This window comes from Pantoea sp. SORGH_AS_0659, assembly GCF_031453915.1.
GTDB classification, from domain to species: Bacteria; Pseudomonadota; Gammaproteobacteria; order Enterobacterales; family Enterobacteriaceae; genus Pantoea; species Pantoea leporis.
Map to the genome: position 1 here is coordinate 211,842 of NZ_JAVJAK010000003.1, position 14,329 is coordinate 226,170.

Here is a 14,329-nt window from a genome sequence, read left to right on the forward strand (position 1 = left end):
AGGCCACTATGACCACTAAAAAACTGACCACATCTGCCATGATTGCTTCAATTGCTGAAGAGGGGCAGGCAACCATTCCGGCTCCCTTTGGCCATGCCCTGGTCGAGCTCGCAAAAAAACACAATGATATCGTCGGCATGTCGGCAGACCTGGCGGCCTATACCGATTTGCACATTTTCTCGCGCGAGTTCCCGGAACGATTTTATCAGATGGGTATGGCTGAGCAGCTGCTGATGAGCGCCGCTGCAGGGCTGGCCCGCGAGGGGGCTACGCCTTTTGTCACCACCTATGCCGTGTTCGCCGCACGACGAGCCTATGATTTCATCTGTATGGCTATCGCAGAGGAAAAGCTTAACGTCAAAATCATCTGTGCATTGCCGGGGCTCACAACGGGATATGGCCCCAGCCATCAGGCAACAGAGGACATTGCTATTTTTCGCGGCATGCCGAACATGACCATCATCGATCCATCCGATGCCATTGATATTCAGCAGGCTATTCCGGCCATATATGAACATGAAGGTCCTGTCTATATGCGCCTGCTGCGAGGAAAAGTGCCGGTCATTCTGGATCGGTTCCCTGACTACAGGTTTGAGGTCGGAAAAGCGAAGCTGCTGGCAGACGGCCACCAGGCGCTGATTATTTCGACTGGCCTGATGACCATGCGCGCCATTCAGGCCCGTGACCTGCTGGAAAAAGAGGGTATCAGCGTCGCGATACTGCACTCGCCAACCATCAAACCCCTGGATGAAGCAACCATTTGCCGTGAGGCGGAAAAACGTAACTGTCTGGTGATAACTGCAGAAAACCACACGGTGATTGGCGGACTGGGCGAAGCCGTAGCCTCCGCGCTGATGCGAAACGGAATATTCCGGCCATTCAGGCAGGTCGGGCTGCCGGATAGATTCCTGGATGCTGGCGCGCTGCCAACACTTCATGACCGCTATGAGATATCCGCACGTTCACTTGCCTCCAACATTGCATCCTGGATTAAACAATAAAGCATGTCATCCACACGCCTCTGCGTGTGTAGGGGTGTGTGCAACTCTGTTTTAAAGCCTTGCCATTGAAAATATCCGAAAGATAAAGGGCTTATCATGATTGATAAATTAAAAAGGAAGAGTCAGTACAGATGGTTTGTGATAGCACTCATTTTTATACTCTTTATGGTTGCACAGGCAGACCGGGCAAACATCGGCTTCGCTATTCCTTTTATCCAGAAAGAATATGACCTGACCAACTCAGAGATAGGTCTCATCATCAGCCTGTTTTTTGCCGGCTACGGACTGTGCCAGATCCCGGCGGGCTTTTTTGTTAAACGTAAAGGGATCCGGTTTTCCTATGCCGCCGGTATGCTGTTGACATCCCTCTTCACGTTTATGATGGGCAAAGTTGATTCTGTCTGGCACCTTAAAATTCTGCGCGCGCTGGTGGGCGTCAGCGAAGCTCCCGTCGTGATCAGCTCAACAGCCACCATCAACAACTGGTTTCCAACGAAAGAGAAGGGGACGGCCACGGGCATTTTTCTGGCCGGTTCAAAATTCGGCCCGTTGCTGGTTCCTCCCATCTGTGCCTGGATTCTGATTAATTATGACTGGCGCCATATCTTTCTGTTCTTTTCAATACCGGGAGTCATTCTGGCTTTGGTGTGGTATGTCCTGGTCAGGAATACCCCGGCAGAAAGCCGCTTTGTGAATCAACAGGAGGCGGATTACATCGCGGAAGTCAGCCGTGATGAAGAAGGGAGCAAGCGACGTTTCAAAAGCCGGGCGTTCCGATATGGCTTCATTGACCGCATGATCAGAACGACAAAGCTCACCCCACTCGACTCATCCCGGTCAATTTTCCGGTCATGGGATATTTACGGTGCAGCAATCGGTTACATGTGCATGGTGGGGATTGTTGACGGCGTGATTATGTCCTGGCTGCCAAAATATCTTCTGCAGGAACACAAGCTGTCCATCGTGGCTTCCGCGGCGCTTGCTGCCACGCCGTTCGCCGGAAACGTGATAGGGAATCTTTGCGGCGGTTGGATTTCGGATAATCTGCTGGCCAAGCGCCGCAAGCCGCTAATGATGTTCAGTGCAGTCTGCACGATTGTGATGACAGGCTTGATGACTGTAGCGCCACAGAACCCCTACCTGCTGGGCCTGCTGCTGTTCTGCCTTGGCTTTCTGATAGCGCTGGGGTACTCAGCTTACTCAGTGTATGCCATGGCCCGGGCGTCCAGGGAAACCTATCCGGTCGCTTACGCCATTATTAACATGGGCGGGCAGCTGGGAGCGGTGTGTATGCCTTTGATCGTCGGAGTGTTACTGGATAACTATAGCTGGAATGCGGTATTCATCACGCTAGGTATCGCCGCGGCGCTGTGTCTTGTGGTGGTCTTTACCATTCGTGAACCTCTGCCTGCAGGTGCTGAACTGGAGTGACAAACAGCCAATGTAACCGGCGGCATGCAGCCGGTTGCATGATCACTGCATAAGCAGATTCATCAGCATATTTTCCCGCTCCCAGTGGGCGAAATGTGCCTCCATGGCTGCCTTGGCGGCATCGGGATCGCGGGCCGCAATGGCCTTAACAATATCTTTGTGATTGCTGTTAATGCGGGTTTCCGATTCGTTCAGACCTTTCATGATACTGCGTCGTTTTCTCAGCAAATCGGCAATGAAAGAAGCGATGCTCTGATAAAAAAGCATGATGACAGGATTGTGGGACATGCCAGCCAGTATTAGGTGAAACTGATAGTCTGCCTCAACCTTTTCATCAAAACCTTCAACCGTCACCATCAGATCGCTCAGGCGTTCGAGCTCGGCAATTTCTTGATCAGATGCATGCGTGGCCGCTTCCTCGGCCAGCATTTTCTCGAACATTTCCCGGGCGTCTTCGATGGTATCGAGCGAGATGTAGCCTAACTGTGAGGCAATATCAAAATAGAGGTTGGCAAATGACAGGCGAGGCATTCTGAGAAACGTTCCGCTTCCCTGATTACGCTCAATAAAACCAAAAAATTCCAAAGAGGAAAGGGCATTTCGGATAATGGATCGCTGAACCCCCATTTTTTCCGCCAGGACCCGTTCAGAAGGCAGTCTGTATATGCCATTTTTATCAATTGCAGCAGTCGCGAGTATCCGTTTGATCAGGGACTGACTTTCTTCGGGGATTCCGGTCATGTTTATCACATAAGATGATTACAGAGGGCGGGTGGGTTACCGAATATCCTAACGCCTGCATCAGGGGATGACAACATAAGAGGCGTGCCGGGCGGGGACAGAACAGCATTCTGAGCAAAAGTTACCTGTTCTCCCCGCAGGTAATGAAATCAGACCATTACCTGCCGGTTAGATGGTTTCAGGCGTTTCCGCCCGCTATTTTTTTCAGTGCCACGACTTCTGAATGCTCAATATACGGCGGGAGTTCGCTGAAGAGTTTAACGATATGGTCAGCATTCAGATGCTTTTGCAGTAGGTCAAGAGAAGACCATTCTTCGGTCCAGACAAAACGACGGGGATTCTTTGCGTCCTGGTTAAGTTGATAAGTAATGCAGCCTTCTTCACTCAGAGTTCTCGCAATGACGCTGCAAAACATTTCATGAACCTTATCTTCAAAGCCTTCCTTAACGGTAAATAATGCGACGACCGGTACAGTCATAGTGCCTCCTGAATAGTAACAATTGGTTTATTGAGCCTGATCAAACAGGTTATTCACGCCGCTCAGGGCAGACATGAAATCAAGATAGATGCGCGTCTTTGCACCGAATCGGATGTCATTGACAATCGTGAGAGAGCGCAATAATGGATAAAGCCTGAAGTCCGATTCATTGATCTCTTCCCGGTACTCCAGGAGAGTCTCGAGTTCACCGAGCTGGCATTCCCTTTGCCTTTCAGGAATCTCCCGCCATACTGCCCATCAACGTAGTGAACGATATCCATACTTTCAGCCATGAAGGTGCCGTCGTCCTTCTCAAGGATGGGAGCAATCTTTTTACCAACCATGCTGGTGGGCGTTTCAGCTTCAGGCATTGCGCGCAGTTCAAAAGGAATTTTCTTTATCCCAAAAATCATGCGGGCCCGCACGTAGAATGGACAATGCTCGTAAATATGTAATTTCATCAAGCAACCTCCTTGTAGATTTTAGATTACTCACAAGTAACATTACTATTGAGTAATGTTACTTGTGAGTAATCTTGGTGTCCACACATAATCCTTTATTTTACTTAGCTGTTAGAGAGTGATTACACTAGATGCGTTGCTGATCCAGTTTATTTATCGGAGCCCTGCTTTGTCACATCGCGTTACCCAGCCTCAGAACAGTCCGCAGCCTACCAGAGGCGAAGTAACCCGCCAGCGCCTGCTGGAGCATGCCTGCCGCGAATTCGCCAGACTGGGATTTCACAGCACTAAAGTGAGCAATATCGTCAAAGCCAGCGGGCTGAGCCAACCCACGTTTTACATCTATTTTGACAGCAAAGAAGCCGCATATGAGGAGCTCGTTCATGAGTTTCGCCGCAGACTCAGGATCATCACGAAAGATTTGCTGATCCAAAAGCCCATCGGCGGAGAAGCCTTGGTCAAAAGTCTCCAGTTCAGCTTTATCAGTTTCCTGAGTTTTCTCGCAGAAGATCCGGATCTGACAGAAATTGGTCTGTTCCAGCCGCCGGGCTGCACGGAAACTAAAGCCTCGCTCGCCATATGGATCGCGGACAATATTGCACAGGAGCAGGAGCTGGGGGTATTCAGCAAGGACGTCGATGCGCTGACGGTCGCGCGATGCTTCGTCGGGATGATCGATCAGGCTGCCAGAGTTGCCCGGGATGAAATGACTTTGGAAGAGCTGGCAATGGGCTGTGCGCGTGTGCTGTGTAAGGGCATAGGGCATTGAGTCGGGTTTTACACCCTTAATCGAAAAAGTGGCGGCAAAAAACTTAAACTCAGACATCTGTCCTTGTAATGACTCTGATAGAGCCTGCACCTCCACGCCTGCATAAAATTTAACCATTCCTACCGCGTCATCGAGGGTAAATCCCCGCTGCGTGCTGTCTGTAGTCTCGTTAAGCGTCTCACTCGCATAAAGGGTATAGCATTACCCCGTCTCTTTTTACTGAATGGTTAACTTGCCTGACAGCACTTAGGCTGCATCGGCATGGGTGGGTATGCCGGGGTAATTCCGTGTGGGGTGGGAGGGGCATACGCATGACGGAAAGCTGTGGCCTGCCCGAAGGATAGTGCTAATAAGGCTGCCCACTCCATGCTTTGTCGCTCTGTAGCAGGAGTTCATGCTGCAGGTAAACCTGCTGCGGTTTTTTTTAGCGTGTTCATCCTTCATACACTCTCCTTAAATTTAACTATCGCTGAGTGTAGCAGCCGCAAAAACGGCACCCGCAGGTGCCGTGATGGCTATCAGATTGTGTCCGGTAACGCGTAGGCGATGACGTAATCGCCTTTACCTGTTCTCATGAAATGATGTCCGGTTGCTTCGATCACCACATACTCTTTACCGTTCTGTTCATAAACCATTGGGTTTGCCTGGCCACCTGCCGGCAGCGGCGCTGACCAGACCGTTTTACCGGTTCTAATATCAATGGCACGGATAAGGTCATCCGTCGCTGCTGCAATGAAGACCAGCCCGCCTTTGGTTACGGCAGAACCCCCATTGTTAGGCGTTCCGATGTTGATCGGCATACCGGTTGGAATGCCAAATGGACCGTTTTTCCTGGCCGTCCCCAGCGGGCGATCCCAGACGGTGTGCCCGGTACGCAAATCAATTGCACGAATGCCACCGTACGCGGGCTCGTTGCAGAGCATGCCGGTAAAGCCGTTCTGCCAGCCCGGATTGATGTTCAGCGCAAACGGCGCGCCGCTCTGTGGTGTCAGCGGACTGGCATGGGTGTCAAGGTTATAGCCAATTTTATCCGAAGGATGGACGTGAAGCTTATCCGCAACGCTCCTTGCCACAAACTCGGTATAGTTAACGGTGTTGTTATAGTTGGCAATGACAAGACCATTCACAGGGTCAACCGAAACGCCACCCCAGTCACTTCCGCCGTTGTAGCCCGGATAGGAAATAAACGGTCTTCCGATTGAGCCCGGTGTATAGGCGCCTCTGTAGTCAGCCTGCTGGAATTTAATCCGGCAGTACAGCTGGTCCAATGGCGTTAGCCCCCAGGTGCTGGCAGGCGTCAGATCCGGTTTGCGCATGCTATTGAAAGTGGAATATGGCTGGGTCGGCGAACGCTTATCCGGGTCGGTTCCTCCCTGTGGCGCTGGCTTTTCAATCACATCAAACAGCGGCTTGCCGTTTTCACGATTAAGGACGTAAAGCTCAGCGTTTTTGGTCGGCAGAATGATGGCGGGAATTTTACTGCCATCGGCCTGAGGATAGTCAACGAGGGTAGGTGGTGAGCCCAGATCGAAATCCCAGATGTCATGATGGGTCGTCTGGAAGTTCCAGCGCGGGAGCCCGGTGTTGATATCAAGTGCTACCAGCGAATCGCCGTACTTCAGCTCAGCAGGGGTACGCGGCGCGCTCCAGTAGTCACCGGAAGGGTTAGCGACAGGAAGATACACCAGCCCCAGTTTTTCATCACCGGTAAACGAGGTCCAAACGTTAGGACTTCCGCGCTTGTAAGCGTCATTGCCGTGCTTAGGCGTGGCGTCCTCAGGATTAGCAGCATCCCATGCCCACTTTAGCTTGCCGGTTCGAACGTCGTAGGCTTTAGTAACGCCTGGCGGGCCAAAGACACGCTGGCCGTCAATGACCTGATGGCCAACAACAATCGTATCCCTGATCACTACCGCTCCGGAGGTAATCGAAACGTAGCCGGTGTAGGTTTCACCCATATCCTTTAGGATCGATACCTCGCCGTTATTGCCGAAATCAGTGCAACGGGTTCCGTCCTGCGCATCCACCTCGAATACACGGGCATCCAGCGTGCCCAGAATGATCCTGCGATCGCAGTGCTGATACACGCTGGCGGTGGCAGGAGCGGGCTGCGAAGGTTGTTGAGAGGGTTTCTGAGTACCGTCAAAATAGGCCAGAGAGCGGCATGCAGGAGTGTAAGGCAGCGCATCCCGGTTAATTTTAGGGTCAAAGCGCCATTTTTGTTTTCCCGTAGTAGGGTCTAAGGCGACTATGTTGTTTGCAGCTGTACAGACATAAAGGAAATCACCCACTTTGATTGGTGTGTTCTCCGTTCCCCAGCGAGCGCCTGGTGGCAAATCTCCCGCATGAGTCTGCCAGGCAACCTTCAATTTACTGACGTTTGCAGGCGTAATCTGTGACGTTGAAGAATAACGTGCTGCAGACAAATTTCCACCATAGGCAGGCCAGTCATTTTTGACCTCCTGTGAAGTGGTTCCGGTACCGGTGTCAGCGGAAAAGTTTTTACCGTCAGGTGCCGGAAAACCATTGGCTTCGGTCGTGTTATGAGGAAGAAATGCCAGACCGCCCGCGCCAATAAAGGTGAGAACCAGTACTCCCGTCACAGCCCCGCTGTGCTTACGCTGCAGGCGTGGAAGCAGCGTTGACAGGTGGAAGGAGAACGCGATCGCCAGCAGCAGTATCAGTGCGAAACGAGGCACCCAGCGCCAGTAATCCGTACCGGATTCAGATATCGTCCAGAACAGCGTGCCGAAGAACAGCAGGCTGAACCAGAGAACCGCAATAGCTTTCCCCCTGAAAAGGGCCACCCCAGACAGAATGCTGAGGACGCCTGCAATGGCGTAATACCAGTTACCTCCCAGCGAGATAAGCCAGACACCGCCGGCAAGCATGTAGATTCCCAACAGCAACAGTATTGCTGCAAGCAGTTTACCGACCCATCCTGGACGGTTCTTGAGGTTTGAAGGTTGATTCACGATTATGACCTTGCCTGTATGAATAATTAAACTAAATAAAGCGCGCAAATTGTTATCACGATGTAAGTATTTTGTCACACCAGTTATTTATATTAAGCACTAATTATCCAATGGGCTTTTAATTCATGAGTGCATGAGAAAAAACTCAGTATATTAAGAATGAAAATGTATGCCTATAGTTTTAAGGGGCAGGTGCGCTTGAGTAGTGAGGTATTAATCAGATGGTTGGGTTCATAAAATATCTGCTTTATTTATCTCATAAAGTACGCATCTGAAATTTCGTTAACTTTAAAAGGGATTAAATATGGAAACTAAAAGCCAAAAGAAATCCGAGCGATTCATTCCTGCTGAAATAGCTAAGAAACTCCCTGAGACCTCTGAAAGCATGCTGGCGGATGAATATCTGACGGACAGGCCTCAAGCCAGTTGTAGGGTCTTCCGAGCCTACAAAGGTGTTCCCCCGCATTTCCATCAACAGTGTGATGAGTATTTATATGTTGTATCTGGCAGAGGGACGTTCTGGATGGAAGATGAAAGCACCGAGGCCGAGTTTGCTCCGGGTCACCTGTTATTTTTTGAGCGTAACGTGATTCATGCGCTGCCAACGCTCATTGAAGAGCCTGTCGTTTTCCTGTCCATCGACAGTCCCCGTCGGGAACCTGATGATATCATTTTTGTGAACCCTGAGGACGGCTCTGCGTCTGACTTTATGCTACGTAACGGGCAGGGATAGCGCGCAATTGCCCGATGTTCTGCCGTGAGTGTTCTGGCGACAGAGGTCGGGCAGGCCACATATCAAAGCCGTACCTGTCATGCGTGGCATGGTCTTCTGATGCAGAGTTCAGTTAGTGTGATTTCATTCAAAAGCAATAAGTCAGCTAAAGCCGGTTTAGAAATCAGTATTTGTTTCAACCGATTTGACATTCGTGTACAAGATACTGAGCCGATGATCTTTTCGCTCATTTTTAAAATCACCGTCAGCCAGAGATCTTATACCTTCAACTATTAATTTCTCATTCAGAGCCGTCGCATCCGCTAATGGCAGGAAACGGACGCGCGCGTCAGGCTCGCTATGAGCGAATAGCGGACATTCACGGCCATCAATTTAGCTGACAACATGCCCTTGATATATCGTCAAATTAGTGGAGTTTTTCTTTCGATATTCTTTAAACAGATTCAAATTTCATTAGTTATGACTCCTGCATCTTAACGACTACTTTGCCCTTCGCGTGCCCCTGATCCAAATAGGCAAGAGCTTCCTTTGCTTCTATAAAAGGGAATACCTTGTCGATCACCGGCCTGATTTGTTCTGCCTCAATGAGTTTGCCGATTTGGGCGAGCTGATCGCCATCAGGACGGACAAAAAGAAATGAATAAGTGAGGCCTCGATTTTTTGTAAGACGTATGATCTTGCGGCTCATCAGCCCGAAAACTAAACGCAGCAGGACGTTTAGTCTCCGCGACCGGGCGAACGCAGCATCTAATGGACCGATGAGAGAAACAATCTTTCCACCCGGCTTGAGAATTTGGGTGGATTTTTCAATTGAATCGCCTCTGATAGTGCCGAGAACCACATCGTAGCCGCTCAGCTCGTTTTCAAATTCCTGCTTTTTATAATCAATCACTTCGTCTGCGCCAAGATGACTCACCCACCCGGCGTTGTCTGTGCTGGTTGTCGTGGCCACCTGTGCGCCAAGGTGCTTCGCCAGTTGGATGGCAAAACTGCCAATCCCCCCGGAACCTGCCGGGATGAAGACCTTCTGACCAGGCTGCAACCCGGCTCGCTCTGTCAGCGCCTGCCAGCATGTGAGGCTCACCATCGGGAGCGAAGCCGCCTGCACGAAATCCAGGTTCGTGGGTTTTATGGCTGCAGCGCTCTCTGGCACCACTGCAAACTCCGCAAGAGAACCTATTCCCGTGTCGAAAGTGCTGGCGAAAATTTCGTCACCAGGCTTGAACCGCATCACTCGACTCCCCACGGCGATGACAACCCCGGCTAAGTCGCTTCCCAAAGTGGCGGGGAGTTTAAAATGCAAAACCGGTTTGAATATTCCGGTTGGGATCATGTTATCAATCGGGTTCAGACCCACAGCGAAAACTTTTACCAGAATTTCATTATCATTGGGGGAAGGGCAATCGATATTATCGAATCCCAGCTCAGGGGATTTACCATAGCGTTTAAACGTAAGTGCTTTTATCGTCTTATTCTTCATTTATTTTTTTCGCATCAAGCTGAAGACTTTTGCGCACCACATTATCCAGGAATGACGCAGGAGCGAATCTGAGAATAAAATTCAATTGACCTGCCAGCCTTCCCGCCGTGTAGCGCACCTTTGGGCGTAAAGTCTGAGCAGCTTTAACCACCACGTCAGCCACCACCTCCGGACTTTCCGCCTCAGCCATTGCTTTGCTCACCACTTTCGTCAGCTTAGCCCGGATCTGGTCATACTCCTGAAGCTTTGCATCCGCCTCGATATTATTGGCTTCAAACTGTGTTTTCATGTAGGCAGGTTCGATGACAGACACTCTGATGCCCTGTGTGCGCAGTTCATGATCCAGTGCTCCGGTATACCCTTCGACCGCATGCTTACTGGCAGCATAAAGTGCCACATACGGCAACGGAACGATGCCGAGTATCGAACCGATATTGATGATGCGCCCGCTGCCCTGACGGCGCATATGAGGGATCACTGCGCGGCTCAACCTGACGATGCCCAAAAAGTTGGTGTCGAAAATGTGTTTGGCCTGTTCGACAGAACTCTCTTCCGCCGCCGCTGGAGCAACCCCAAAGCCCGCATTATTAACCAGAACATCGATTCGCCCCTCCAGACGCAGCAACTCCTCAATGGCGGCCTCGACAGAAGCGTCGTCCGTCACATCCAGCGCCAGTAAAGGAAATGGATGCTTTCCCGCCTGAGCGCCACGCCGGCTCGTACCATATACCGTAAATCCTGCGGCTAAAAGTTTGTGACCAGACGCTTCGCCGATACCCGAGGACGCGCCGGTAACCAGTGCAACACGTTTTTTTGCCATGCTGAATAAGACCTTCATGAGATGTTTCAGGTTTCTCATCGCTGATGAGACGACAGGCTGTAATGGATTTATGTCGGATTTACCGCTGTGCAGAACAGCCGGAAGACCGTTCTGCACAGGACACCTCATTGATTACAGTGATTTATATCGTTCTGCGGATTCATCTTGTTTGATGTCCGAAAGCAGAGCCTGACGCGAAGCATCCAGGGTGTCCCAGCGGGCAGCATTATGTAAAGGCGGAATGGTGACCCGTTCACGGCGGTCAAAACCTACCAGTGCGGCATCCACTAATTCGCCCACTTCCATGAATTTTGCCGAGTTAGTGATGTCGATACCCGCACGGTCCCAGATTTCCGTGTAAGTGCCGGCAGGGAGCACCGCCTGGATATAAATGCCTTTAGATGACAGCTCGACATTCATTCCCTGAGACAGGAAAAGCACGAAGGCTTTGGTGGCGCCGTAAACCGTCATGGCAAATTCTGGGGCGAGGCCGACGATGGAACTGATGTTGACGATCGATCCCTCGCCCGCTTGCACAAAGCGTGGTGCCACGGCACTGGCAAGTCTCGTCAGCGCAGTAACATTAAGCGCGATAAGGCTTTCTATTGAATCAGGTGTCTGCTCTGCAAAACTGCCGGACTGTGCAACACCCGCGTTATTGATAAGAATGCCAATCTGCGCGTCTTCACGCAGGCGAGCTTCGACCACAGCTAAATCGCTCGTTTGCGTAAGGTCAGCAGGCAAAACATCGACAGAAATGCCATTTTCCTGTCGCAGACGATCGGCCAGTATTTCTAACTTCGTTTTGTCGCGCGCAACCAAAACCAGGTCGTGGCCCCGGCGGGCGAACCGTTCAGCGTAAACCGCACCAATACCCGTGGATGCGCCTGTAATGAGAACTGAAGCTTTAGTCATAATTTGATCTTCTTTATCAAAGTGTAAACATAATTCGCCATGTGCGATGTATGAAGAACCGTCACACCGGTGCTTTACTTACTGGTCTCAGTCAGCGACGGGTAATCGGTATATCCCGCTGCGCCACCGCCATAAAGTGTTTCAGGATTGATTGAGGCCAGAGGTGCGCCCGTCTTCAGCCTTTCGACCAGATCGGGGTTGGAGATGAACGGGCGACCAAACGCGAACAGATCGGCTTTACCCTGCGCAAGCTGAGCGGACGCCAGTTCCAGGTCATAGCCATTGTTGCCAATGTAGGTGTTTTTAAAACGCTGGCGCAGGGAGTCGTAATTGAACGGGGATACATCACGCGGGCCGCCCGTCGCACCTTCAACTACATGGAGGTACACGATGCCTAATGCGCTGAGTTGGTCAGCGACGTAATCATATTGCTGCTGCGGATCACTGCACGAAATCGCATTAGCAGGAGAAACCGGTGAAATACGTACGCCGGTGCGGTCAGCACCAATCTCATCTTTTACAGCCGCCGTGACTTCCAGCAACAGGCGCGCACGATTCTCAACAGAGCCGCCGTATTCATCAGTACGCTGATTTGCGCCATCTTTGAGGAACTGTTCCAGTAGATAACCATTCGCGCCGTGAATCTCTACGCCGTCAAAGCCGGCGGCAATGGCATTGGCCGATGCCGTTCTGAAATCGTCGATAATCCCCGGTATTTCCTGCAACTCCAGCGCACGTGGCTCAGAAACATCAGCAAAGCCATTGTTCACAAAGGTTTTTGTCTCGGCGCGAATGGCTGACGGCGCGACCGGTGCAGCGCCACCCGGCTGTAAATCGACATGCGAAATTCGTCCTACGTGCCATAACTGTACAAATATGCGCCCACCTTTGGCATGCACCGCGTCAGTCACTTTACGCCAGCCATCGATCTGAGCCTGCGTGTAGATCCCCGGCGTATCCTGATAGCCCTGCGCCTGTGCGGAGATCTGCGTGGCTTCAGTGATCAGCAATCCTGCTGTGGCACGCTGGGCGTAGTAGGTCGCCGCCAGTTCGCCCGGTACCAGCCCCGCTCCGGCCCGGTTACGTGTCAGCGGTGCCATCACGATGTGGTTGGCCAGTGTTAGTGAGCCAAGTTCATAGGGTTGAAATAATGTCTGATTCGTCATGCTTATTCGCCCGTTAATGGTGGGTTGAGGTGTCAATGTAATGATGATGATCATAATCTATAAAGTCAACCCGTTTGATTACGGTCATCATCAATGTATACTTAAACTCAATTTTTAAGAGGGGGCAGGAAAGCATGAAAGTGTCGAAAGAGCAGGTTCGGGAAAACCGGACACGCATTGTTGAAACGGCCTCAGAACTCTTTCGCGAACGCGGTTACGATGGCGTGGGCGTGGCGGAACTGATGTCAGCGGCAGGCTTAACCCATGGCGGGTTTTACAAGCACTTTGGTTCAAAGGCAGACTTGATGGCGGAAGCGATGAGCTGCGGATTTACGCGTACTGCAGAAAGCACGGCAGGTGTGGACCGGGAAAAATTTATTGCATACTACCTCTCCCGACAACATCGCGATGATATGGGAAAAGGGTGCGTGATGTCAGCACTGGGCACCGATACATCCCGTCAGTCTGAATCAATTAAGGCGACATTTGCCGCTGGAATTGAACGCCAACTCGCCGTTTTAGGAATTGAAAATGGCACGCGCGCTGACCTGATAGATACCATCGCCCATCTTGTGGGTGCACTGGTGTTGTCTCGTGCCTGCCCAGATAATTCCGCTCTGGCTGATGAAATTCTGGATGTCTGCCGTGCGCGTCTTGTTAATCATGAAGCCAGTGAGGATTGAATGTGTTGGGCTAAGGGGACTTGTTTTCAGCAGTGCATATAAATAAATCACCAACGTCCGCTTCTGGCACAGGGCTGCTGTTGCAACCCTCGCTAGTTAGACTTCAATCGATTCAGATATCTCCAGGGCATCATCGACTTTAATGCCCAGGTAACGAACTGTGCTTTCGAGTTTTTTATGGCCCAACAGAAGCTGGATTACCCTCAGATTTTTTGTTTTTTGTAGATTAGATAAGGTTTAGTCCTGCGCATAGAATGCGTGCTGTAAAGCGAATCGTCGAGACCGAGCTTCTCAATCCATCCGTGAAAAATACGGTTATATTGCCGGGTTGAGATGTGGCGTTATGAGCCAACGCGAGACTGGAATAGATAGTCGCCATTTCGCAGGTGAGCCATTTTGATCCTGGCCGCTACTGCCCCCTGTGCAGTATGAAGAATACAGAGTAGCCACTTTAAGTAAGGCTGAATGTGTCAAACTTTTCGATGAAACTAACCACAAAAAGTTCATCCTTAGCCACGAACGCAGTTTCATGAAGCCGTTGCTATCTGATAAACAGCATTAACCTGTTATAAGATGCAATGAGATAAATAGACGAGCTAAGCCAGGTGAAACTGCATAACTCAGATAATATCTGCTTTTGCCAAAAGTGTAATGACGTCAGGCCAATGTCCCATAT

At 50.8% G+C, this 14,329-nt stretch carries 13 protein-coding genes and 2 pseudogenes; 5 read left to right on the top strand and 10 right to left on the bottom strand.

All coding sequences use genetic code 11. The features are described 5' to 3' along the window. Positions 1 to 8: 8 nt before the first annotated feature. A complete protein-coding gene (locus tag Q3H59_RS22125; protein WP_309837295.1) occupies positions 9 to 1,001 on the top strand; it encodes a transketolase family protein in 993 nt (330 codons plus the stop codon). Between the two features lie 96 nt (positions 1,002 to 1,097). After that, a complete protein-coding gene (locus tag Q3H59_RS22130; RefSeq protein WP_309837297.1) occupies positions 1,098 to 2,432 on the top strand; it encodes an MFS transporter in 1,335 nt (444 codons plus the stop codon). 42 nt (positions 2,433 to 2,474) lie between these two features. On the opposite strand, the gene Q3H59_RS22135 is transcribed toward Q3H59_RS22130, so the two are convergent. From Q3H59_RS22135 to Q3H59_RS22150, 4 genes and pseudogenes are all read right to left on the bottom strand, one after another. Next, positions 2,475 to 3,173: an FCD domain-containing protein gene (locus Q3H59_RS22135; RefSeq protein ID WP_309837299.1), complete on the bottom strand. Its 699-nt coding sequence runs from the start codon at positions 3,171 to 3,173 to the stop codon at positions 2,475 to 2,477. Between the two features lie 178 nt (positions 3,174 to 3,351). Further along, positions 3,352 to 3,651, bottom strand: a complete 300-nt coding sequence (locus tag Q3H59_RS22140) for a putative quinol monooxygenase (protein ID WP_192413349.1) — start codon at positions 3,649 to 3,651, stop codon at positions 3,352 to 3,354. A gap of 27 nt (positions 3,652 to 3,678) precedes the next feature. Next, positions 3,679 to 3,891, bottom strand: a complete 213-nt coding sequence (locus Q3H59_RS22145) for a hypothetical protein (RefSeq protein ID WP_309837885.1) — start codon at positions 3,889 to 3,891, stop codon at positions 3,679 to 3,681. Then, positions 3,870 to 4,112, bottom strand: a pseudogene (locus Q3H59_RS22150) (glutathione S-transferase N-terminal domain-containing protein); the annotation flags it as partial. The pseudogene Q3H59_RS22150 and the gene Q3H59_RS22145, both read right to left, overlap by 22 nt. Positions 4,113 to 4,281: 169 nt before the next feature. Here Q3H59_RS22150 and Q3H59_RS22155 point away from each other — a divergent pair. Then, entirely contained in the window at positions 4,282 to 4,881 is a 600-nt protein-coding gene (locus Q3H59_RS22155; RefSeq protein WP_309837303.1) for a TetR/AcrR family transcriptional regulator, read from the top strand. A gap of 518 nt (positions 4,882 to 5,399) precedes the next feature. Here Q3H59_RS22155 and Q3H59_RS22160 read toward each other — a convergent pair. Beyond that, positions 5,400 to 7,856, bottom strand: a complete 2,457-nt coding sequence (locus Q3H59_RS22160) for a membrane-bound PQQ-dependent dehydrogenase, glucose/quinate/shikimate family (protein WP_309837305.1) — start codon at positions 7,854 to 7,856, stop codon at positions 5,400 to 5,402. Between the two features lie 304 nt (positions 7,857 to 8,160). Here Q3H59_RS22160 and Q3H59_RS22165 point away from each other — a divergent pair, with 304 nt between their 5' ends. Next, on the top strand, positions 8,161 to 8,589 hold the full coding sequence (locus tag Q3H59_RS22165) for a cupin domain-containing protein (protein WP_309837307.1): 429 nt from the start codon (positions 8,161 to 8,163) through the stop codon (positions 8,587 to 8,589). 457 nt (positions 8,590 to 9,046) lie between these two features. Here the strand turns inward: Q3H59_RS22165 and Q3H59_RS22170 are convergent, their stop codons facing one another. From Q3H59_RS22170 to Q3H59_RS22185, 4 genes are all read right to left on the bottom strand, one after another. Beyond that, positions 9,047 to 10,069, bottom strand: a complete 1,023-nt coding sequence (locus Q3H59_RS22170) for an NADP-dependent oxidoreductase (RefSeq protein ID WP_192413341.1) — start codon at positions 10,067 to 10,069, stop codon at positions 9,047 to 9,049. Further along, complete coding sequence (locus Q3H59_RS22175; RefSeq protein WP_309837886.1) at positions 10,059 to 10,889, bottom strand: oxidoreductase; 831 nt, start codon at positions 10,887 to 10,889, stop codon at positions 10,059 to 10,061. Before Q3H59_RS22175 ends, Q3H59_RS22170 begins: the two co-directional genes overlap by 11 nt. A 132-nt stretch (positions 10,890 to 11,021) precedes the next feature. Continuing rightward, positions 11,022 to 11,804 carry an SDR family oxidoreductase gene (locus Q3H59_RS22180; protein ID WP_309837310.1) on the bottom strand — a complete coding sequence of 261 codons (783 nt, stop codon included), beginning with the start codon at positions 11,802 to 11,804 and terminating at the stop codon, positions 11,022 to 11,024. 74 nt (positions 11,805 to 11,878) lie between these two features. Next, on the bottom strand, positions 11,879 to 12,970 hold the full coding sequence (locus Q3H59_RS22185; protein ID WP_309837311.1) for an alkene reductase: 1,092 nt from the start codon (positions 12,968 to 12,970) through the stop codon (positions 11,879 to 11,881). 134 nt (positions 12,971 to 13,104) lie between these two features. On the opposite strand from Q3H59_RS22185, the gene Q3H59_RS22190 reads away from it, so the two are divergent. After that, positions 13,105 to 13,653, top strand: a complete 549-nt coding sequence (locus Q3H59_RS22190) for a TetR/AcrR family transcriptional regulator (protein WP_309837313.1) — start codon at positions 13,105 to 13,107, stop codon at positions 13,651 to 13,653. A gap of 96 nt (positions 13,654 to 13,749) precedes the next feature. On the opposite strand, the pseudogene Q3H59_RS22195 reads toward Q3H59_RS22190, so the two are convergent. Beyond that, positions 13,750 to 14,069, bottom strand: a pseudogene (locus tag Q3H59_RS22195) (tyrosine-type recombinase/integrase); the annotation flags it as partial. Positions 14,070 to 14,329 lie beyond the last annotated feature (260 nt).

Coding starts and splice junctions, on each gene's coding strand:
- Q3H59_RS22130 (WP_309837297.1), top strand. CDS start 1,098: ATGATTGATAAATTAAAAAGGAAGAGTCAGTACAGATGGTTTGTGATA.
- Q3H59_RS22170 (WP_192413341.1), bottom strand. CDS start 10,069: ATGAAGAATAAGACGATAAAAGCACTTACGTTTAAACGCTATGGTAAA.
- Q3H59_RS22125 (WP_309837295.1), top strand. CDS start 9: ATGACCACTAAAAAACTGACCACATCTGCCATGATTGCTTCAATTGCT.
- Q3H59_RS22140 (WP_192413349.1), bottom strand. CDS start 3,651: ATGACTGTACCGGTCGTCGCATTATTTACCGTTAAGGAAGGCTTTGAA.
- Q3H59_RS22175 (WP_309837886.1), bottom strand. CDS start 10,889: ATGGCAAAAAAACGTGTTGCACTGGTTACCGGCGCGTCCTCGGGTATC.
- Q3H59_RS22180 (WP_309837310.1), bottom strand. CDS start 11,804: ATGACTAAAGCTTCAGTTCTCATTACAGGCGCATCCACGGGTATTGGT.
- Q3H59_RS22135 (WP_309837299.1), bottom strand. CDS start 3,173: ATGACCGGAATCCCCGAAGAAAGTCAGTCCCTGATCAAACGGATACTC.
- Q3H59_RS22185 (WP_309837311.1), bottom strand. CDS start 12,970: ATGACGAATCAGACATTATTTCAACCCTATGAACTTGGCTCACTAACA.
- Q3H59_RS22190 (WP_309837313.1), top strand. CDS start 13,105: ATGAAAGTGTCGAAAGAGCAGGTTCGGGAAAACCGGACACGCATTGTT.
- Q3H59_RS22165 (WP_309837307.1), top strand. CDS start 8,161: ATGGAAACTAAAAGCCAAAAGAAATCCGAGCGATTCATTCCTGCTGAA.